The sequence below is a fragment of the Agrobacterium vitis genome (genome assembly GCF_037039395.1).
GTDB classification, from domain to species: domain Bacteria; phylum Pseudomonadota; class Alphaproteobacteria; order Rhizobiales; family Rhizobiaceae; genus Allorhizobium; species Allorhizobium vitis_E.
This window is the reverse complement of sequence record NZ_CP146244.1, coordinates 1,134,919-1,156,908: the sequence shown is the minus strand read 5'-3', so window position 1 is coordinate 1,156,908 and position 21,990 is coordinate 1,134,919. Positions and strand designations below refer to the sequence as shown.

General features: G+C 58.0%; 16 protein-coding genes and 1 pseudogene. 6 read left to right on the top strand and 11 right to left on the bottom strand.

The genetic code is table 11. The features are described 5' to 3' along the window. Window positions 1–4 precede the first annotated feature (4 nt). Both V6582_RS26320 and V6582_RS26315 read left to right on the top strand, forming a co-directional pair. Window positions 5–1,648, top strand: coding sequence for a 5-oxoprolinase/urea amidolyase family protein (locus V6582_RS26320; RefSeq protein ID WP_156632814.1), 1,644 nt, complete (start codon window positions 5–7; stop codon window positions 1,646–1,648). 20 nt (window positions 1,649–1,668) lie between these two features. After that, window positions 1,669–3,405 (top strand): acetyl/propionyl/methylcrotonyl-CoA carboxylase subunit alpha, encoded by a 1,737-nt coding sequence (locus V6582_RS26315; RefSeq protein WP_156632813.1) that lies wholly within the window; start codon window positions 1,669–1,671, stop codon window positions 3,403–3,405. 69 nt (window positions 3,406–3,474) lie between these two features. Here V6582_RS26315 and V6582_RS26310 read toward each other — a convergent pair whose 3' ends face one another. Both V6582_RS26310 and nspC read right to left on the bottom strand, forming a co-directional pair. After that, the gene (locus tag V6582_RS26310) at window positions 3,475–4,716 is read right to left on the bottom strand and encodes a saccharopine dehydrogenase family protein (protein WP_156632812.1); all 1,242 of its coding nucleotides are present in this window, start codon (window positions 4,714–4,716) and stop codon (window positions 3,475–3,477) included. Window positions 4,717–4,754: 38 nt separating this feature from the next. Continuing rightward, window positions 4,755–5,853: pseudogene (nspC, locus tag V6582_RS26305) on the bottom strand (carboxynorspermidine decarboxylase). 262 nt (window positions 5,854–6,115) lie between these two features. Here nspC and V6582_RS26300 point away from each other — a divergent pair. Next, window positions 6,116–7,006, top strand: coding sequence for a methylenetetrahydrofolate reductase (locus V6582_RS26300; RefSeq protein ID WP_156632811.1), 891 nt, complete (start codon window positions 6,116–6,118; stop codon window positions 7,004–7,006). A gap of 9 nt (window positions 7,007–7,015) precedes the next feature. On the opposite strand, the gene V6582_RS26295 is transcribed toward V6582_RS26300, so the two are convergent. From V6582_RS26295 to groES, 9 genes are all read right to left on the bottom strand, one after another. Continuing rightward, window positions 7,016–7,372, bottom strand: coding sequence for an ABC transporter permease (locus V6582_RS26295; protein WP_349509008.1), 357 nt, complete (start codon window positions 7,370–7,372; stop codon window positions 7,016–7,018). A gap of 435 nt (window positions 7,373–7,807) precedes the next feature. Beyond that, the gene (locus V6582_RS26290) at window positions 7,808–8,674 is read right to left on the bottom strand and encodes an ABC transporter permease (RefSeq protein ID WP_156632809.1); all 867 of its coding nucleotides are present in this window, start codon (window positions 8,672–8,674) and stop codon (window positions 7,808–7,810) included. 163 nt (window positions 8,675–8,837) lie between these two features. Continuing rightward, a complete protein-coding gene (locus V6582_RS26285) occupies window positions 8,838–10,016 on the bottom strand; it encodes an ABC transporter substrate-binding protein (protein WP_156632808.1) in 1,179 nt (392 codons plus the stop codon). Window positions 10,017–10,083: 67 nt separating this feature from the next. Then, on the bottom strand, window positions 10,084–11,181 hold the full coding sequence (locus tag V6582_RS26280; protein WP_156632807.1) for an ABC transporter ATP-binding protein: 1,098 nt from the start codon (window positions 11,179–11,181) through the stop codon (window positions 10,084–10,086). A 1-nt stretch (window position 11,182) separates the two neighbouring features. Further along, window positions 11,183–13,246, bottom strand: coding sequence for a hydantoinase/oxoprolinase family protein (locus V6582_RS26275; RefSeq protein WP_156632806.1), 2,064 nt, complete (start codon window positions 13,244–13,246; stop codon window positions 11,183–11,185). After that, entirely contained in the window at window positions 13,243–14,934 is a 1,692-nt protein-coding gene (locus V6582_RS26270) for a hydantoinase B/oxoprolinase family protein (protein WP_156632805.1), read from the bottom strand. The genes V6582_RS26275 and V6582_RS26270 overlap by 4 nt, the downstream gene beginning before the upstream one ends. Before the next feature lie 298 nt (window positions 14,935–15,232). Further along, window positions 15,233–15,616, bottom strand: coding sequence for a hypothetical protein (locus V6582_RS26265; RefSeq protein WP_234889757.1), 384 nt, complete (start codon window positions 15,614–15,616; stop codon window positions 15,233–15,235). 833 nt (window positions 15,617–16,449) lie between these two features. After that, a complete protein-coding gene (groL, locus tag V6582_RS26260) occupies window positions 16,450–18,093 on the bottom strand; it encodes a chaperonin GroEL (protein ID WP_156632804.1) in 1,644 nt (547 codons plus the stop codon). A gap of 68 nt (window positions 18,094–18,161) precedes the next feature. Further along, a complete protein-coding gene (gene groES, locus V6582_RS26255) occupies window positions 18,162–18,458 on the bottom strand; it encodes a co-chaperone GroES (protein WP_060717088.1) in 297 nt (98 codons plus the stop codon). 165 nt (window positions 18,459–18,623) lie between these two features. On the opposite strand from groES, the gene chrA reads away from it, so the two are divergent. From chrA to V6582_RS26240, 3 genes are all read left to right on the top strand, one after another. Beyond that, on the top strand, window positions 18,624–19,973 hold the full coding sequence (gene chrA, locus V6582_RS26250) for a chromate efflux transporter (protein ID WP_234889756.1): 1,350 nt from the start codon (window positions 18,624–18,626) through the stop codon (window positions 19,971–19,973). 108 nt (window positions 19,974–20,081) lie between these two features. Beyond that, entirely contained in the window at window positions 20,082–20,933 is an 852-nt protein-coding gene (locus tag V6582_RS26245) for a TIGR01459 family HAD-type hydrolase (RefSeq protein ID WP_156632803.1), read from the top strand. A gap of 12 nt (window positions 20,934–20,945) precedes the next feature. After that, window positions 20,946–21,926, top strand: coding sequence for a bifunctional riboflavin kinase/FAD synthetase (locus V6582_RS26240; RefSeq protein ID WP_156632802.1), 981 nt, complete (start codon window positions 20,946–20,948; stop codon window positions 21,924–21,926). Window positions 21,927–21,990: the final 64 nt, after the last annotated feature.

The following is a 21,990-nucleotide window of genomic DNA, read 5'->3' as shown; positions in this document are numbered from 1 at the left end:
TCCGATGCGCTTTCTCCCCGTCAGCCTGACGACGATGCTGGTCGAGCTTGCCGATCTCGATGAGACCCTGGCTTTGTTCGCCTCGCTTCAGGCAAGCCCCGTCCCCGGTATCGATGAAATGGTGCCGGCCGCCCGCACCTTGATGATCCGGTTTCGCCCGCAGACGATCCGAGCGGAAGCCCTGGCATCTGAGGTCAGCACCCGCGACCTTTCGGCCAAACTGGCACCCTCAGATCATCTGGTCGAAATACCGGTACACTATGACGGCGAAGATCTGGCCGACGTGGCGGACTTGACCGGGCTTGCCGTGGAAGAGGTTATCCGCCGCCATACGGAAAGCACGTTCACGGTTGCTTTTTGTGGCTTTGCGCCGGGCTTCGGCTATCTCGTCGGTGGCGACCCTGACTTGCATGTGCCGCGCCGCAAAAGCCCGCGCACCCGCATTCCTGCTGGCGCTGTGGCATTGGCAGGCGCCTTCAGCGGGGTCTATCCGCAGGCCAGCCCCGGCGGCTGGCAAATCATCGGCCTCACACCGGTAAAAATGTGGGATCTCAGCCGCGATCCTCCAGCACTGTTTCAGCCCGGCTATCAGGTGCGCTTCACCGATATGGCGAAATCAGTCCATCCGGTTGCCGTTACGGCAAGCGCAGCAGCCCCTGCCAATCCGTCTGATGAGCTTTCCGATGCGAATGGCGCGGGGCATTTCACCGTGCTTGCCGCCCCCATGCCTGCGGTATTTCAGGACCTTGGCCGTCTTGGCCAGACAGGCCAGGGCGTTTCCGCCTCCGGTGCTCTGGACCAGGGGGCCTTGAAGGCTGCCAATCGCGTGGTGGGCAATCCGGCTGGCTTTCCGTGTCTGGAAATCACGCTTGGTGGCTTTTCCTTTGAAAGCGATAGAAGCGCCGTCATCGCGCTGACCGGTGCGCCCTGCCCGGTCCATATTCGGGATGCCTCTGGCCGGGTCATGCAGGCTGAAACCTATCAGCCGATTTCGCTGGAACCCGGCGATACCGTCAGCCTTGGCCAGCCCCCACGGGGCATGCGCAGCTATCTTGCCGTGCGGGGTGGCTTTGCGGTCCAGCCGGTGCTGGGCAGCTATGCCACGGATACGCTGGCCGTGGTCGGCCCTGAACCGGTGACAGCAGGCACGGTTTTAACGCTGAAGGGCGGCAGCGAAGGGCTCACTGCGGTTTCGCTGCATGAATCTCCGCCGGAGAGCCTGCCAAGCGCAGGCGACATCGTCACGCTGGATGTCGTGCTTGGACCGCGCACCGACTGGTTTACCGAAAGGGGTCTGGCGACACTGACGGACCAGCTTTGGCAGGTGACGCCGCAATCCAGCCGCATCGGCATCCGGCTTGCGGGCGACGTGGCGCTGGAACGGATCGACAGCGCTGAACTGCCGAGCGAAGGCACCGCCACCGGCGCCATTCAGGTGCCGCATAGCGGCCAGCCGGTGTTGTTTCTTGCCGACCATCCGCTGACCGGTGGCTATCCTGTTATCGGCACGGTTGCCGAATATCATCTGGATCTTGCGGGACAGATTCCGATCAATGCCAGCATCCGCTTTCGGCCCATTGCCCCTTTTGCAGACATCGCCCCCACCCTTGCCCCCAACCATGTCGATGCCCCAGCCGCGAACGCATAACGATAAAAGAGGAGACACCGATGAAGAAAGTGCTGATCGCCAACCGGGGCGAAATCGCCGTTCGCATCATCCGCGCCTGTCGCGATTACGGGCTGCAATCCGTCGCAGTCTATGCCGATCCGGATATCGACGCGCTGTTCGTCCAGCTTGCCGATGAGGCCTATGGGCTATCCGGCGCCAAGCCATCAGAGACTTATCTCGATATCGTCAAGCTGATCGACATTGCCAAACGATCCGGCGCGGACGCCGTCCATCCCGGCTACGGCTTTCTGTCGGAGCGCGCCGAATTCGCCCGTGCGGTGATCGATGCTGGTCTGACCTGGATCGGCCCCGATCCGCAGGTTATCGAAGCGCTGGGCGACAAGGTCGAGGCACGGCGGATTGCCACCAGCGTCGGAGCGCCACTGGTGGCAGGCAGCGATGGGCCGGTGGACACCGCCGAGGAGGTGATTGCCTTTGCCGAGCGTCACGGCCTGCCGGTCGCCATCAAGGCTGCCCATGGTGGCGGTGGGCGTGGCTTGAAAGTCGCCTGGAAAATGGAGGAAATCCCAGAGCTTTACGCATCGGCTGTGCGCGAAGCTACAGTCGCTTTTGGCCGGGGCGAATGCTTCCTGGAACGCTTCCTCGACCGGCCTCGCCATATCGAGGCGCAAGTGATTGCCGATAAGCACGGCACCGTGCTGGTGCTCGGCACCCGCGATTGCTCCTTGCAGCGACGAAACCAGAAACTGGTGGAAGAAGCCCCAGCCCCTTTCCTCTCCGATGCTCAACGCCAATCCATCCATGATGCCGCAAAAGCGATCTGCGCGGCAGCGGGCTATAGCGGCGCGGGAACGGTGGAATTCCTGCTGGGCGTTGACGGCACGATTTCCTTCCTCGAGGTGAACACCCGGCTGCAGGTCGAGCATCCGGTGACGGAAGAAACCACTGGCATCGACCTCGTCATCGAACAGTTCCGCATTGCAGAAGGCCTGCCGTTGGCAATCACGGAAACACCGGTTCCACGCGGCCATTCCATTGAGTTTCGCATCAATGCCGAAGATCCGGGTCGCGGCTTTCTGCCAACGCCTGGCACGATCACCCGGTTTGCGTCCCCATCAGGCCCCGGTGTACGGCTCGATAGTGGCGTCGATACCGGCTCAACCATTCCCGGCGTCTACGATTCGCTGATGGCCAAGCTGATCGTTACCGGTGCCACCCGCGAGCAAGCCTTGCAAAGGGCAAGACGCGCCCTGAAGGAATTCCAGATCGAAGGTGTGGCAACCGTGCTGCCCTTCCACCGTGCCGCCATGGAAACCGCCGATTTCATCGGCACCGACGGCTTCAAGGTCCATACCCGTTGGATCGAGACCGATTTCGCCGCCATGCCCGAGGCGGCCATGCGACCGGAGCCAGCCGCCGACACGTCGCTGATCCGCACCCATGTGGAAATCGATGGCAAGCGCCATGCCCTCGGCATTCCGGCCCAGCTTCTCGCGGGCCTTGGCAGTCTGTCAGTCAATGCCGGACCGGCAGCTACAGGCGATGCGGCAAATACGCCGGAAAAAGGCGCGATCACCGCGCCGGTGTCCGGCACGGTTCAATCCTTCAAGGTGACGGACGGAGATCAAGTTCAGGCAGGTGATCTTCTCGCTGTTATGGAGGCGATGAAGATGGAGACGCAGATCATCGCGACATCAGCCGGCACCGTCAGTCTCATTGCCAGCGAAGGCGATTATCTGGCGGCGGGAAGCCTGCTCTTGAAGATTATCGCGTAAAGACGTTTAGTTTTCTCCACCCTTGGAACAACCCAAGGGTGGAAGACGGGCAATGCCGTTTCAAAAAAATCAGGCGAAATCCAACGCGCGGTCGCCGTCTTCATCCTTGATGCGGGTCGGCAGTCCGATATGGTTGAGAATGTTGAGGAAAGGCCGTGGCGGCAGTTCCTCGACATTGGCCATTTTCTTCACGTCCCATTCGCCGGTCGCAACCAGCATGGCCGCCGCCACGGGCGGAACGCCAGCCGTGTAGGAAATACCCTGGGAGCCGACTTCGTTATAGGCTTCCTTATGGTCGGCGACATTGTAGATGAAGACGGTCTTTTCCTTGCCGTCCTTCACCCCCTTCACATAGTCACCAATGCAGGTCTTGCCTTCATAGTCGGGGGCCAGCGATGACGGGTCGGGCAGGCAAGCCTTGACCACTTTCAGCGGCACGACGTCCGAGCCATCGGCCAGCTTGACCGGCTGCTCGGACAGAAGACCAATGCTGTTCAGCACGGTGAATACATTGATATAGTGGTCGCCGAAGCCCATCCAGAAACGCACATCGGCGCCATCCATGTTCTTGGCCAGCGAATGCACTTCGTCATGACCGCAGAGATAGGCGCGGCGCGTGCCAACCACCGGCAGGTCATAGTCCTTGCCGATCTCGAACATCTTGTTGACCTGCCACTCGCCCTTCTGCCAGGAATAGACAACGCCGGTAAACTCGCGGAAATTGATTTCCGGGTCGAAGTTGGTGGCGAAATATTTGCCATGGCTGCCGGCATTGATATCGACGATATCGACATCCGTGACCTTGTCGAGATATTCGTCCTTGGCAAGGCGGGCATAGGCATTAACCACGCCGGGGTCGAAACCCGCGCCGAGAATGGCGGTAATGCCCTTCTCTTCACACTCAGCGGCCCGCTTCCATTCGTAGTTTCCGTACCATGGCGGCGTTTCACAGATCTTGTTCGGCTCTTCGTGGATCGCCGTGTCGATATAGGCGACGCCGGTATCCATGCAGGCGCGCATCACCGACATGTTGAGGAAGGCGGTGCCGACATTGATGACGATCTGCGAGCCGGTCTTTTCGATCAGCGCCTTGGTGGCGTCGATATCCAGCGCATCGAGCGCATGGCCTTCCAGCACGCCCGGCTGCTTCATGGCGTTCTTTTCATGCACGGAGGCGATGATGGCGTCGCATTTGCCCTTGGTGCGCGAGGCGATATGGATATCACCCAGCACGTCGTTGTTCTGGGCGCATTTATGCGCAACGACCTGGGCGACGCCGCCAGCGCCGATAATGAGCACGTTCTTCTTCATGATGCGGACCAACTCCTTTTGTCCAATCGTCAGAAGCCTCAGGAGAGGCTTTGTTCAAAGTCCGCGTAGGAAAACTCGCGGACAGTCCTGATGCTGCCATCCAGTTCACGGATGGCGATGGACGGCATTTTCACGCCGTTAAACCAGTTCTTCTTGACCATCGTATAGCCTGCGGCATCCTGGATGGAAATCCGGTCGCCGACCTTCAAGGCTTCAGGGAAACGAAACTCGCCAAATACATCGCCAGCCAGGCACGATTTACCGCAGATCATATAGCTATGGTCGCCTGCATTCGGCTCCAGCTTGGCGGTTTCGCGGTAGATCAGCAGGTCGAGCATATGAGCCTCAATCGAGCTATCGACGATAGCGAGGTTCTTGCCATTATACAGCGTATCCAGAACCGAGACTTCCAGCGTCGTTGATTTGGTGATCGAGGCCTCGCCCGGCTCCAGATAGACCTGGACGCCATAATGTCCGGAAAACCGCTTCAGCCGCTCGGCAAACTGCGCTAGCGGATAATCCTCGCCGGTAAAGTGAATGCCGCCGCCAAGGCTGACCCATTCGGCACGATGCAAAAGCGAGCCGAATTTTGCCTCGATATCCGAGAGCATGGTGTCGAACAGGGCGAAATCCTTGTTTTCACAATTATTATGGATCATGAAGCCGCTGATGTGGTCCATGACCTTTTCCACCTTGGCCGCATCCCATTCCCCAAGCCGTGAAAACGGACGGGCCGGATCGGCAAGGTCAAAGCTGGAGGAAGCTGACCTGCGGGTTCAGCCTCAAGCCGCGGGTAATGCCGGAGGCCTTGTCGCCATAGCGCTCCAACTGACCGACCGAATTGAAGATGATCTTGTCGGCGTGGGAAATCACCTCGTCGATTTCATTGTCGCCATAGGCAACAGAGTAAGCATGGGTCTCGCCGCCGAATTTTTCACGGCCGAGCCGAATCTCGTAAAGCGAGGACGAGGTGGTGCCATCCATATACTCGCGCATCAGGTCGAAGACCGACCAGGTGGCAAAACATTTCAACGCCAGCAAAGCCTTGGCACCGGAGGTCTCGCGCAGAAGCGCAATCTTCTCCATATTGGAAAGAAGCTTGCTCTTGTCGATGAGATAAAACGGGGTCTGAAGCACGATGGCTACGCCTTTCCATGAATTCGAAGGGGTCGTTTAAGAAATCTGGCCCTTGAAGGCAAGTCGCTCCGGCCTTTTCCCGGAAAAATGCTTCAAGCTGATGACACCACATTATTTTTCCTGCCGAAAAGGGCTCATATCCTCCCGGATGAAGATATTACGAATATCTCAAATGCATCAGTGACTTGAGGTTGTCGCAAATTCGAGCGGATTTTCGCCATGGAGATGCTAAAGACTGGCAAAGGCATTGCGGAGAACGACCATGATGGACAAAGCGGTTCTGACGGATAATCGCGAATATCCTGCCGATCAGGGCAGTCTTCTGGACGCATGGTCCATCGAGGTCACTCCGCGAACAGCGGCGAAAATCGATAGTTTCCAGGCCCTGTTGCCAGCGGGCACCCGAATCTATATCGCTCATGTCGATGGCACGCCTTTCGAGGACATGGTTGCGACCGCCAAGCGCCTTCATGGCCAAGGTTTTCCGGTCATGCCGCATATTCCGGCTCGCAGCCTTGCCGATGCCACGCAACTGGAAGACCTGTTGAAACAATACCGGGATGAAGCCGATGTGCGCCAGGCACTTCTGCTGGCTGGCGGCATAGCAAAGCCACGCGGCACGCTTTCCAGTTCGATGGAGCTGATTGAAACCGGGTTGTTCGACAGGCTCGGCTTTACCCGCCTGCATATTGCCGGCCACCCGGAAGGCAATCGCGATATCGATGCCGATGGCTCCACCACGCAAATCGATGCAGCGCTGCGCTGGAAGCTGGACTTCTCCAGCCGGACGGATGCGCAGATGGCGATTGTCACCCAATTTGCCTTCGACGCCAGGGTCATCATCGACTGGGCCGAGCGAATCGACGCCCTCGGAATTGCATTGCCGATCCATGTCGGCATTGCCGGACCCGCCAAGCTTCAGACACTGATCAAATATGCAATCTCCTGCGGCGTTGGGCCGTCCTTGAAAGTGCTGCAAAAACGCGCGCTCGACCTGCGTAAACTGCTGATGCCTTATGAGCCGACGGATATTGTTGGGCAGTTGCTCGCCTACAAGGTTGAAAATCCGCAGAGCAGAATCAGCAAGCTGCATTTGTTTCCGCTTGGCGGCATCGAGCCTGCGGCGCGCTGGATCGGCCACTATAAGCCCTGACGAGGATTATCAAGCTTTGGTTCTGGAACCAGCAAAAGCGGCAATGACAGCCACGCAAAACACCGAGATGATGAAAATCGCCCCGGACATCGCATAGATCGTCGGCGACGCGCCGCCGTTCATTTTGCCGAACAGCACGACCGGAAGCGTATTCTGCCGCCCTGCCAGATAGAAGGCGCGGGTAAATTCATTCAGCGACAGCAGGAACGAAAAGATGAAGGCGCTGATCAGGCCTGGCCGGATCAGCGGCAGGGTAATGTCGCGAAACTGCCGCCAGCGGCTGGCGCCCAGATCCGCTGCCGCCATCAGAAAGACGGGCCGCACGGCGGAAAAACCGGTGAGGATGACGATAAACGCAAAAGGCATGGCCCAGAGCAGGTGCCCGGCGGTAATTGTCCAGGTCGAGGGCTTGATGCCGCTGCGGTCTGAACACAGTGGAAAGCGCCAGCCCCTGGATGACACCAGGCACGAACATCGGCAGGATCACGGCTAGAAACCATATGTCGCGGGTCCTGCGCAGCTCAAAATAGGCCAGTGCCGCCATAAGCGATAGCAGCGTGGCGCCTATTGCCGTCAGCAGGGCGACGCTGGCCGATTGCCAGAGGGCCGCTACCAGCGCCGTTTCGGCTGGCAGGGCGGCATACCATTTCACCGTCAGGTCAGCCAAACCAGGCAATCCCGGTTGAAGCGACGGATTGAAGGAAACACCCAGCAGATAAAGCGGCGGCGCATAGATCGCCAACAGGCCGAAAATCGTCATGGCCCAGATCAATATCTGGTTTGCCCGGCCCTCTGCTCTCATCATGCCGAGCGATCTCCAAACAGCGCCGCCAGCCCGAACAGCCGGTTTCCAATCAGGACCATGCCGAACACCACAATCAGGACGATGGTGGAAATGGCGAAGGCCAGTGGGTAATTTGCCACCCGCATCACATCGTTGATCATCACGGTGACGATGGAGGCCCCTGCCCCACCCAGCATCTGCACTTCGGTGGAAGACCCGGCGACCATCACGAACACGAACAGGAAGCCAGCAAACAGACCGGATCGGGTGAGCGGCAGGAGAATGGTGACGAGTATGCGCCAGAAACCAGCACCGAGATCCTGCGCGGCGGCAAGGACGGTCGCATCCACCCGACGCATGGCGAGCAGCAAAGGAAAGGTGGCAAATGGCAGATAGGAAGCGACCAGCCCGACAATAACAGCGAAATCGCTGAACAGCAGCCAATCGACCGGCGCGCTGGTCAGGCCGAAATGTTGCAGCCAACCGTTGATCACGCCGGTCCGCCCCAACACCAGCCGCCAGGAAAACGAGCGGATCAGGTAGGAGGTGAAGAACGGAATCGTCATCAAAGCCAGGAGCACCACTGACAGCCTGCGGCCTGACAGGAAATGCACGGCATAGGCAGCGGGATAAGCGAGCACCAGACAGAGCCCCGCCGTCAGAAAGGCCTTGGCAAGCGTGGAGACAATCACTGTCCAGCGTCCAGCCTGGAGAATGGCGGCGTAGCCCGCTAAGCTGAGATCCGGCTTGATCCAGTAGGTCAAGGGGTCCCAGGACCAGAAGCTCCACACCAGCACCACCAGCAACGGCGCCAAGCCAAGCGCCAGCAGCGCCAGCAAAGGCGGTGCCATCAGCAGGACAGGCAGTCGTCCGGTCGATTTCATGCACGCTCCATGGATTATTATGCAGCAAATTTAAAGCATTGCGGCATTTTTTATGAGTTTTACAAAACGCATGGCGCAGTCAAATCATCAGAGGCCTGTCGCCGGGCAAAACACGGCGACAGGCTGACTTTAGTGTTTATGCTCCAAAACCACAGATGCGGTCTTAAGCATTGCGGAGTTTCTGCCACCACTCTTCATAGAGCTGGAAATTGTCCGGACGGGTATTCTGCCAGAAGACCTTGCCGGCGAACTTGGCTTTAACGTGGTCTGCCCGTGCCTGAACCTCTTCCGGCTTGTATTCGTCGGGATGGGCCTTGGCATAGACCACATTGTTGTCAGTCGGCACGAGATAGCCCCGCGCCTTGCCAAGCTCGCAGCCATAGAGACCTCCCAGCAGACCATTGACGAATTGATGCGCGGCATCGCTCACACCGCGTTCGCCAGCGCCCTTGAGCAGAACCGTATTATTGGCCCAGCCTTCATAGCCCTCGACAGGGGCGGCATAATCGACTTTCAGTCCGCGCTTGCGGCCTTCATAGACAATCGGCTCCCAGCCGGTCATCGCATCGACTTCTTCATTGGCAACCAACTGGACGCCCTGTTCCCAGCCATTCCAGAAGGTGCGGAACTGGCCGTCCTTCTTGTGCTTGATCAGGAATTCCATCACCAGACCAAGTTCGGATTCGCTCAGATTACCCGGGTCCTTGATCGGCTTGTTCTCGCCTTCCTTGAGGTAGATCGCAGCGAAGATCGCGCTGTTGATCCAGGCATCCTCCATGGCGACCTTGCCCTTCATCTTCGGGTCGAAGATCACGCCATAGCTATCGACCTTGCCGAGCTTGTCGGAGCGATAGATGATCGAGTCGGCATTGACCACGGTCGGAATGCCGTATTGCTTGCCCTCGTGCTTGAGGTAGGGAATGTCACGCGCCCACTGCCAGATACTGTCGTAATTGGCAATCTTGCTGACATCCCAAGGAATAATCGCGCCCTGACGGGCCAGTTCCTTTTCAGCGCCGCCCTGAAAACCGCCGATGTCGAACAGATCATTGGCATTGCCGGCGGCCAGACGGGCAATGACAGGACCAAGATCGTTGCCATTATCGGTAAATTCCGGCTTCACACCATTCTGGGTGGCAAATTCCGCCCATTTTTCACCGATATCAAGCGTCGCCGTGCCCCAGAAAGCCACAGATTTCGCCTCTGCGGCAAAAGCCGAACGGCCAAGCCCCAGATGACCGGCAGCCAGCGCCAACCCGCCAGCACCGGCAAATTTCAAGAGGTCGCGCCGTTGCATATTGCTCCGGTTGACCGAAAATCCATTTTTCAAACTCGTCGCCATTGTTGTTCCCTTGTTCTCACTGATGAGACCCCATTTTTATGCACGTCTCATGCCACAGGCGGCGGCTTTACACCGCAAGCGGCAATCCCTTGTCGGATGTCAAAAGCGCGGCACCCGGCTTTATCGACAGGCCCACATCCTGCCCGACACTCAAAGACGGCGCATCCGCATCGCAGATCGCCGTCAAGGTCTGCCCGTCACCAAACGCCAGCGTGACATCCCGATGCAACCCACGAAAAGTGGTGGCAACCACACGCAGCACCAATTGAGGGGACGCCCCATCGCCAGCGGCGGTTCCAACCTCAGGCTCAATGACCAACCGGTCGGAGCGGATCACCACCAGGTTGGCGCTAACATTACCATCCGGGACCGTGACCGGCACGGCCTGACCAGCGATGATCGCCACAGTATCCGCGCCAGATCCTTCCAGCCGCTCAGGCCGCAGCAGATTATCCATGCCGATGAACCGGGCGACGAAGGCGTTGGCGGGCGCATGAAAAAACTGGTCGGGCCGGCCAAGCTGTTCGATCCGGCCCTGATGCATGATGGCCATCCGGTCGGACAGGCTGAGGGCTTCGTCCTGATTATGGGTGACGAGAATGAAGGTAGCGCCGGTGCGCTTGTGCAAGCGGCCGAATTCATTGCGCATCTGCTGGCGAAGCCGCTCATCCAGACCGGTCAAAGGCTCGTCCAGCAACAATATACCAGGCTCCATCACCAGCGCACGCGCCAGAGCCACACGCTGCCGCTGGCCGCCGGACAGAAGATTGACATCACGCTCGCCAAATCCGGACAGTTCCACCAGATCCAATGCCTCCCCGACCTTGGCCTCGAGGGCCGCGCCGGAAAGACCGCGCAGCTTCAATCCGTAACCAATATTACGCGCCACCGACATATGCGGAAACAGACCAAGCCCCTGGAACACCGTATTGACCGGGCGGCGATTGGCTGGCACGGCGGCCACATCCTGACCGTCGAACAGGATCCTGCCCGCATTCGGCTGGTCAAATCCGCCAATCAGCTTCAACAGCGAGCTTTTGCCACTGCCGGAAGACCCAAGCAGGGTGAAGAACTCCCCTGCCTTGATTTCCAGCGACAGGTCATCGACCGCCCGAACCGGACCATGACTGCGCGTCACAGCATCTATGCTGATGGATATGGCCATCCTATGCGGCCTGCATGTCCGTTTCGTGAATGACGAGAATGCCAGTTTCGGTCAGGCTGGCTGACTGGCCCTCAAGCACCAGCGTCGTCGCCGTCGCCTCCTCGATCAGCAGCGGGCCAAATACAGGCTGACCGACAGGAAGCCGGGCCCGCTCGTATACGGCACAGGTCTGCCAACCGGTGGATCCACCGAAATAAACCTTCCTTTCGCCGACCCTGGCCGCGTCAATCGTCATGTCTTGCCTTTTCAGTTTTGGCAGGGAAATGACCTGCCCTTTCAAAACGGCTTCGAGATGCAGCGTCGTCAGTTCGATCTCGGCTGCGGGCAGGCGGAAAGCATAGGCGCGTTCATGAACATCATGAAACCTTTGGCTGAAAGTTTCAATGGTGTCGCCCGCCTCGAACCGCGCAAAAACGCCATGTTCCTGACCTTTATAGCGAGCTTCGATCTGGTGGTTGAATGCCACCTGCGCCTCGGCGCCTGCCGAAAAATAGGCGATAGCTTGACGCTCCAGCGATGTGAACCGGGTGGCAGCCTCCTCCAGTGCCCGGTCGGCCAACAGATGAAACCAGGTTTCGCGGAAATCGGCACGGGGTTCGGCTGCCAGCATGCCCCAGGCGGAAAAAATCCCGGGATGCGGCGGCACGACCGTCGCCTTCACACGCAATTCGCGCCCGAGATGGCTGGCCAGCGCCGGACCGGCGCCGCCACTGATCACCAGATTGGCATCGCGTGGATCATGGCCGCGCTGAACCGTCACCAGTTTCAGGGCATTGATCATGCTGGCATGGGCAATGTCCATGATCGCACCCGCAGCATCCTCTATCGACATATTCATCGGCCCGGCCACCGTTGCGATGGCGCTTGCCGCCTTCTCCTTATCCAGATGCAGCGTGCCATCGGCAAAGGTAGCGGGATCGAAAATGCCGAGCGTCAGCAATGCATCTGTTAGCGTCGGTTTTGTGCCGCCGCGCCCGTAACAGGCCGGTCCAGGGGCCGAACCGGCGCTTTCAGGGCCGACGCGCAGGCTACCGCGCGCATCGATCCAGGCAATAGAGCCGCCGCCGGAGCCGATTTCGACGATATCGACGACAGGCACCTGCACGGGATAGCCGGACTGAATGCGGGTGTGTTCCAACCGGTATTCGGTATTCAGCGTCGGACGTCCACCATGGATCAGCGAGCATTTGGCTGTTGTGCCGCCAACATCCAGGGACAGGATTTCGCTCTCGCCAAGCTCCACGCCGATGCGCGCCGCCCCAGCGACCCCGCCAGCCGGACCGGATTCCACCAGCGTCAGCGGCTGTTGCACAGCCTGATCGAAGGAGGAAATGCCACCATTGGATTGCATGGCGTAGTAAGGACAAGTCAGGTTGCGCTTGGCGAGCGCAAATTCCATCATTTCGAAATATTGCTGGATGGCTGGCTGCACATAGGCATTCAGCACGGTTGTATTGGTACGTTCATATTCCCGCCATTGCCGCGAAACCTCATGGCTGGCGCAGATCGAGGCAAATGGCAGGGCATCGGCCAGAATATCGGCGCAGACCTGCTCATGCTCGGGATTGGCGTAGCTGTGCAGAAACAGGATGGCGACCGCATCGACATCCTCAGCAGTGCAGACGCGGATTATTTCGCGCAGATCGTTCAATTCGATCGGCAGGAGCACATTGCCGGACGCATCGACCCGTTCACGCACCTCGAAGCGAAGATGGCGGGGCACGAAAGGCTCGGGACTATGGAAATGCAGATTATAAAGGTCGGGCCGGTTGCCACGGCCGATTTCCAGCACATCGCGGAACCCGGCAGTGGTGATGAGTGCGGTCTTTGCCCCCTTGCGCTCGGTAATCGCGTTGATCACCGTGGTGCCGCCATGGGCAAAGAAGGTGATGTCGCGGACCCGCAAACCATCCTTGCGCTCGCTGACATCGATCGCATCGAGCACGCCGCCAGACTGGTTATCTGACGTCGTCAGGCTTTTCGCGGTGAAAATCTCGCCGCTTCCCTCATCATAGCCGACGAGATCGGTAAAGGTTCCACCTACATCTGTTGCCAATCGGATCATTCTTCAATCCTCCCACGGTAACCATAGAGGCTGGTCGCTGCCTCCGCGCTGACAAAACCATTCTTCAAATCTGTTTCAATCAAAGCCGGATCGCGATCACCGGGATCGCCCCATCCACCACCGCCGCCGGTGACGATGCGCACGACATCGCCCGTCTTCAGCGCAATATCGGCAGAGCGGCCATAGCAGGTGTTTTCGCCCGATGTGGCAAGTACCTGAAGGCTGTTGGCCGTACCATCATGGCCGCCGTCCATGCCCCATGGCAGGGTGCGGGTGCGGCCAAAACTGCAATAGGCGGACGCCTTGTCGCCAAGGATCTCATACTCCCTGATGATCCCGAAACCGCCGCGCATTCGCCCAGCCCCGGAGCCACCCTCGATATTCAGGCCATAGCGCCGCACCAGCAACGGAAACCGCGCCTCGATCACTTCGACGGAATAATTATAGGTATCGCCGTCCGTCAGCGAAATCAGCGCATTGGCCCCATCCCGATTGATGCTGGCGCCCCAGCCGCCATGCTGTGGCTCAATGTGAATGAAGGGCCTGCCACAGCGGTCGTTTCCAGAGATATAGGCGACACAGAGGCTGGAATAGGAACCGGCGGAAAACCGCTCCGGCACCAGCGCCGCCAGTGCTTTCCAGACCAGCTCCGATGCATGGACCGATCCCTCGTAATACCATCCGGTCGGCGAGGGTTTTTCGGCGGTAAATACGGTTCCCGACGGTGCGATCACCTTCAAAGGCCGGAACCAACCTTCGTTGGACGGCGACTGCGGTGCCACAAGCGCCTTCAGGATCGTCCTGACGGCTGATTCCAGCGCTCCACGCGCGCAGTTGATCGGTCCAGCCACGGCTGGCGGGCAACCGGTGAAATCGGCGGTGATTTGATCGCCGGCAATGGTCACCGCCACTTGCACGGCAATCGGATCGGCTGTGACGCCATCGCCATCGATAATGTCGCTGGCCCGGTAAACACCATCTGGAAGTGCGGCAATCGCCTGCCGGCTCTGCCGTTCGCTGACATTGAGGATATGGTCGAAAGCGGCGACCAAGGTTGGAGCGCCGTATTTGGCAGTGAATTCCTTGATCCGCCGGGCAGCAACCCGCACCGTGGCGATCTGTGCCGTCAGATCGCCAAGCGCAATCTCAGGCATCCGAACGTTTTCCGAGATGATATGCAGAATATCAGAGGATAGCATGTCGTTGCGAACGATCTTGACGCCCGGCAACCGCAGACCTTCCTGGTAAACCGAAGTCGCAGCCGGCGAAAGACTACCCGGAACCGATCCGCCGACATCGAGATAATGCGCGACATTGATGGCAAAGGCGAGCAGCACGTCATCGACGAAAATCGGCTTGACGATAGCGAAATCGCAAGCATGGGTTCCCCCGGCATAGGGATCGTTGGTCAGCAGAATATCGCCATCGGCCAAATCCGCCCCGAACCGGTCGATCAGCGATTTGACCTGGCGGCCGAACGTGCCGGTAAACAGCGTGATGCCGTTCATCTGGGCGATCAACTCACCCTTTGCCGTCAAGACACCGCACGCAAAATCCAGCACTTCGTAGATCACCGGGCTCATGCTGGTGCGGGCCATAACGATGCCCATTTCATCGACGGTGGCAATCAACTTGCCCTCGATGATTTCCTGGGTCACCGGATCGAATGGGTGCCTGCCCGCCATCATGCTGCTATTGTCTCCCTATTGAAACTCATGAGGGAGACTTTAGGCTCACAACTCAGGCGCGACCAGCCTGCCAGAAGAGTAGGGTTGCAAGACCCAACCCCACCCGTTCGGGTAGGGTGCGCATTCAGGCCATGCGCGACCCATATTCGCCCGCGCCATGCTAAACACGACAAGCGCCGATATTGCGCATGCATATGCGAATCTGGTGCATTAGATATAAAAGATGCACAAGAGACCCGAGATATTTGAAAGTGAAACAGCAAGAACCGTCTTCAATGACCGTTCTTATAATATCGTTTCAGGATAAAGCCGGAAAAATGAACACGCCAGCAATCGAGCCATTATGGCCGCCGAGCGCACGGGACTTTCCCATGCAAAACACCGGTTGTTTGGTCGAGAGGCTTTTGACGATCACGGTGGAATAGTAAAAAGAGGACACTGTACTGGCTGCCTTTTCGAATATTTCGAGAATAGACATCCTGTCCTTGTAGTCATAGCAGCGCGTGATCGTCAGAAGGCCACATTCCTGGCCGCTCAAGCCATGAAATGTCGCGGTTTTTGCACCAATTTTGACCACGCCATTGTTGAGGTCGCCCGACCATTCCTCGATAAGGCCATAGGGCAAGGTCAAGCGGCCGATCCCGTTATGATCGGCAGGCTCTTCGGCGTCTGCCGTTTGCATCAATCCTGCAATTTTAAACAAGACATTCCCCATCAGACGTATTGTTCGACCGGCACGATCCAAATATCGAGAAAGCCGGACTTTCGGCTCGTCGCGGATACTCGTTCTGCCCTCTCAAATTGACGATGACTGCTTCTGCCTGGACTTCTTTTCGAGGGCGACACCGCAAAATCAGGAGGCGTTTTTGCAGCCAAGAATGGACGGCTACATCAAACTTTTCACGGTTCTCACGCTTGTTCTTTTCTCCTGAAGCTTGCGTTTTTTCCGTGTGGCCATGCCCCACCTTCAAAACATTGCAGCGGTCTTCAGCGTGCCATGCGTCACAAATAATGAATGTGATTCATATACTCAGGAAAAGTGATAAAAAAAAGTTAAATTTAAGCGTTCTTTTGAATGAAATGGATTTTCCATTTCATGGGAAGGCCGAAAAGGAATAATAAATCCAATACCCCTGACAGTATCCTCAGCTGAAGACGCGGGAGAGCTACTCTTGGCTCCAACCGATGAGGCTTTCAAATTGCACCATGATTGCTTGCGTATTCAACGACAGGTGGAGCAATATTTAAAGAAATCTTTTTACGGACATGTGGGCGCAGTGCCCTTTTCAACAGCAAAAGGGCGACTTTAAAAGCCGCCCTTTCAGAGAGTGAGAACTGTATCAAGCGTTCGAGTAATAAGGCTTTCGCGTTATTACATTTTGCCGCCCATGCCGCCCGTTCAGCGCGCTTGACGCGATGAACAAACTTAAAGTGTCAGCGCGCTTGACGCGCTGAACCACCTGAAGAGCATGGGCGAAGCTGTATGGGTTCTTCGGTAATAAGGCTTTCGCCTTCTTACATCATACCACCCATGCCGCCCATGCCACCCATGTCAGGCATGCCGCCGCCAGCCGAATCCTTCTTCGGCAGTTCAGCAATCATGGCTTCCGTGGTGATCAGCAGGGAAGCAACCGAAGCTGCGTTCTGCAGGGCTGTGCGAACAACCTTAACCGGGTCAACGATACCCATAGCAATCATGTCACCAAACTCGCCGGTCTGGGCATTGTAGCCGTAGTTGTCGTTGTCCTTGTCGAGGATCTTGCCAACGATGATCGAAGCTTCGTCACCTGCGTTTGTTGCAATCTGGCGAACCAGAGACTGCAGAGCGCGGCGAACGATGTTGATGCCAGCTTCCTGGTCGTCGTTCACACCCTTAACGGTGATCTTGGTGGAGGAGCGCAGCAGAGCTGTACCGCCGCCAGGAACGATGCCTTCCTGAACAGCAGCGCGTGTTGCGTTCAGAGCGTCGTCGATGCGGTCCTTGCGTTCCTTAACTTCGATTTCCGTCGAGCCGCCAACGCGGATCACGGCAACGCCGCCAGCGAGCTTTGCAAGACGTTCCTGGAGCTTTTCGCGGTCGTAATCGGAAGTGGTTTCTTCGATCTGAGCCTTGATCTGGGCAACGCGGCCTTCGATGTCGGACTTCTGACCAGCGCCATCAACGATGGTGGTGTTTTCCTTGGTGATGGAAACCTTCTTGGCGCGGCCGAGCATGTCGAGCGTGACAGTTTCGAGCTTGATGCCGAGGTCTTCGGAAATCACGGTGCCGCCAGACAGGATCGCGATGTCTTCCAGCATAGCCTTGCGGCGATCGCCGAAGCCAGGAGCCTTGACAGCAGCAATCTTCAGGCCGCCACGCAGCTTGTTAACAACCAGCGTAGCAAGAGCTTCGCCTTCAACGTCTTCAGCGATGATGACGAGTGGCTTGCCGGTCTGCACAACAGCTTCCAGAACAGGCAGCATAGCCTGCAGGTTGGAGAGCTTCTTTTCGTGCAGCAGGATGTAGGCGTCTTCCAGGTCAGCAACCATCTTTTCAGGGTTGGTGACGAAGTAAGGCGACAGGTAACCGCGGTCGAACTGCATGCCTTCAACGACTTCAAGTTCGGTTTCAGCGGTCTTGGCTTCTTCGACGGTGATAACACCTTCGTTGCCAACCTTCTGCATGGCTTCAGCAATGTCCTTACCGACCTGCGTGTCGCCGTTTGCAGAGATCGTACCAACCTGAGCAACTTCTTCAGATGTGGAGATCTTCTTGGCCTTGGCCTGAAGGTCCTTCACAACTTCAGCAACAGCCAGATCGATGCCGCGCTTCAGGTCCATTGGGTTCATGCCGGCAGCAACAGCCTTGTTGCCTTCGCGCACGATAGCCTGGGCCAGAACGGTCGCCGTCGTGGTGCCGTCGCCAGCGATGTCGTTGGTCTTGGAAGCAACTTCCCGAACCATCTGGGCGCCCATGTTTTCGAACTTGTCTTCCAGTTCGATTTCCTTGGCAACCGATACACCGTCCTTGGTGATGCGCGGAGCGCCGAAGGACTTGTCGATGATGACGTTACGACCCTTGGGGCCGAGCGTGACCTTCACAGCGTCAGCGAGGATATCAACGCCGTGCAGCATCTTTTCGCGCGCAGTGCGGCCAAACTTGATTTCTTTAGCAGCCATTTTTCAAACTCCCGGGTGTCTAACCCATTGGTGAATTGTCTAAAAGGAAGAAGGGGTGATCAGGCTAATCAGCCGATTACGCCCATGATGTCGGCTTCCTTCATGATCAGCAGGTCAACGCCATCGAGCTTGACTTCGGTGCCGGACCACTTGCCGAACAGAACGCGGTCGCCAACCTTGACGTCCAGGGCAACGAGCGCACCCTTGTCGTCGCGAACGCCTGGGCCAACAGCGATGATTTCGCCTTCAGCCGGCTTTTCCTTGGCGGTGTCAGGAATGATAATGCCGCCCTTGGTCTTTTCTTCGGACTCAACGCGCTTAACAACAACGCGGTCGTGCAGCGGGCGGAAATTGGTGCTTGCCATTGTCTAATCCCTCGATCAAATGACATTCGCGGGCCGAAACGGCCCCGCATGGATATTGTTAGCACTCTGTCTGTTTGAGTGCTAGCGAGCCTGAGATAAGCACGGCCTCTGACTGAGTCAAGGACGCCGTTCAAAAAATATATGCCTTAAAGGGACGACGGGCGCATGACGGAACTCTCTGACATGGCAAAAGGGCAAGAGCATGTTCCGGTTGTGCCATTGGGGACGATCTGCGCCGCATTCTGGTCGGTCGGCCTGTTGAGCTTTGGCGGTCCCGCCGCGCAGATCGCCCTGATGCATCGCATCGTCGTCGATGAAAAACGCTGGCTTACCGAAGCGCGTTTCCTGCATGCCCTGAACTATTGCATGCTTTTGCCGGGGCCTGAGGCGCAACAACTCGCCACCTATATCGGCTGGCTGAACGGCGGAATTCGTGGCGGGCTGATTGCCGGTTTGCTTTTCGTCTTACCCGGCTTGGCCGTGATGATCGGTCTTTCCGCTGCCTATGCGCTCTACCACGATATTGTCTGGGTTTCGGGTCTGTTTTTCGGGTTGAAGGCTGCGGTACTGGCCATCGTCCTGCAAGCGTTGATCCGCATCGGTGGTCGGGCGCTGAAATCATCCTTTCACCGGCTTGTCGCAACATTCGCCTTTCTGGCGCTGTTTTTTCTGGCACTGCCCTTTCCGGTCGTCGTCCTGCTGGCGGCTCTGGCTGGGCTGATCCGCGCCTATGGGCAGCACATGCCAATACCAGAGCCTGCCGCAGTGAAAGTACCGCTGAACTGGTGGCATATAGCGCTGTCCTTTCTCGGCTGGGCAGGTCTGTGGCTGGCGCCGCTGGCCGTGCTGGCGCTGTTTGATAGCGGCGGGCGGCTTGCCGAAATCTTCCTGTTTTTCGCCCGCATGGCGCTTGTCACCTTCGGCGGGGCCTATGCCGTTCTGGCCTATGTGGCGCAGGTGGCGGTGGAGCATTATCAGTGGCTGCGCCCAGGCGAAATGGTCGACGGCCTGGCGCTGGCCGAGACCACACCGGGACCGCTGGTCCTGGTCCTGTCCTTCGTCGGTTTCCTCGCGGCGTTTCGCGATGCCGATAGCGTTATGCCGTTGATCTCGGGCATTACCGGGGCGTTACTGACGGCCTGGGCGACCTTCGTGCCAAGCTTTGTCTTCATCTTCGCCGGGGCACCGCTGATCGAGCGTTTGCGCGGCAACAGGCTGGCGGATGGGGCGCTTTCGGCCATTACAGCCGCCGTGGTCGGGGTAATCTGCAATCTCGCCGTCTGGTTCGGGCTGCATGTGCTGTTTGCGAAAGTAGATCGAATTCCGTTCAGTGATTTATGGCCGGGCGAGCGCGCTCCAGGCCTTTGGTGGCCGCAACCTGCTTCGCTCGACATCCCGTCACTGCTTCTGTTTGCAGGCTCTGCGCTTCTCTTGATACGGTTTAAGATCGGCATGGTATCCGTGCTGGGTCTGGCGGCTGTGGCTGGATTGCTGTGGAATCTTCAAGCCGCGTGATCGGCGTCGGAACGGAGCCTAAAACCCCGAGTGTTCCGGCAAATCTCTTGCAATTGCGACGTAGCTTTGCCATGTCAGCCCTAGTTCTTTCAGCAGGCAACGGATTCCATGGCAAAACGTATCGATACGCTCAACGAAATCACCCAGGGTTACGATGTCATCCTCTCGGATGTCTGGGGCGTTTTGCATAATGGAATCGATGCTTTTCCGGCGGCAGGAGAGGCCCTGTCGCAAGCCCGGGCCGATGGCGTTTCCGTCGTGCTGATTACCAATGCCTCACGGCCGTCTGACCGTGTCAAGATAATGCTTGATCAAATTGGCGTCCCGGAAACGGCCTATGACGCTATCGTTTCTTCCGGTGATGTGACGAGAAAGCTGATTGAAAAAGCCCCGCGCCGCGCTTTTCTAATCGGTCAGAGCCAGGATCTGTCACTGTTTCAGGGGCTCGATGTTGAATTGGTTCCGGAAGACGAGGCGGAAGCGATAATTTGCACGGGACTATTCAATGACGAAGAGGAGCAGCCGGAAGATTATCGCGGGATGCTTGAAGGCTTGAACCAGCGCGGACTTCCGATGATTGTTGCCAACCCCGACCTGATCGTGGAGCGTGGCCATCGGCTCGTCCCCTGCGCCGGCGCACTGGCAGCGATATACGCTGAAATGGGTGGTGAAACCCGCTATGCTGGCAAGCCGCACAATCCGATTTATGAGGCGGCCCTGGCGAAAGCCCAGGAGATACGGGGCACTGAGATTGACCGCAGCCGCATCATCGCGATCGGCGACGGCATGCCAACCGACGTGAGGGGCGCGCTCAGCTTCGGCCTTGATCTGCTCTATGTGAGCGGCGGTATACATGCGGCGGAATACACCAATGAAGGCAAGACAGACGAGACTATGCTGAACGCTTACCTTGAGCGGGAAGCGGCAACGCCCAAGTGGTGGATGCCCCGGTTGGCCTGACGGGAAATAGCAATGACCGTTTTTCACCGCAATGAGAAGAAGACACCGCTGCCCGACAGCCTGAAGGGCGGGGTTGTTGCCATCGGCAATTTCGACGGCGTGCATCGCGGCCATCAAAGCGTGCTGAACCGGGCGCTGGAGTTGGCACAGCAACGCGGCCTGCCCGCTCTGGTTCTGACTTTTGAGCCGCATCCCCGTGCGGTGTTCAACCCTCAGGACCCGGTGTTTCGCCTGACCCCGGCGCCGCTCAAGGCCCGCCTTCTGGAGGCGATGGGGTTTCAGTCGGTAATCGAATATCCATTCGATCGGGAGTTTTCGCAGCGTTCCGCCGAGGATTTCGTCAAGACCGTGCTGGTGGACTGGCTGGGGGCTGCCCAAGTGGTGACCGGCTTCGATTTTCATTTCGGCAAAGGGCGCGAAGGCGGCCCGGCCTTCCTGATGGGTATGGGCGCGCAATACGGTTTCGGCGTCACACTTCTCGATGCCTTCCGCGATGAAAATGCAGAGGTTGTTTCTTCCACCCGTATTCGTGGTCTGTTGGCCGAGGGTGCGGTTAGCGAAGTGGCTGGCCTGCTTGGCTATCGTTTCACGGTCGAGGCCGAGGTTATCAAGGGCCAGCAGCTTGGCCGCACGCTGGGCTTTCCCACCGCCAACATGGCGCTCTCGCCCAAAACCACCTTGCGCCCCGGCATCTATGCCGTGCGCCTGCGCCGGGCCGATGGTTCGCTGCATGATGGTGTCGCCAGTTTCGGTTATCGCCCGACGGTGACAGAAAATGGTGCGGCGCTGCTTGAGACCTTTGTCTTCGACTTTTCCGGTGATCTCTACGGCGAGGTCTGTAGCGTCTCCTTCTTCGGCCACCTGCGAGACGAGTGGAAATTCGAGGGTCTCGACCCTCTCGTTGCCCAGATCAAGATTGACGCTGATGAGGCAAGAACTCTGCTGGCAGGCGTCACGCCCCTTGGCGAGCTGGATGGAAAAATCGCCTTTTGACGCCATTGTCGGCCCTGCGGCTCAAGGCCTCCGTTTTTTCAGCCTGAATGCTGGGCATTTGCCG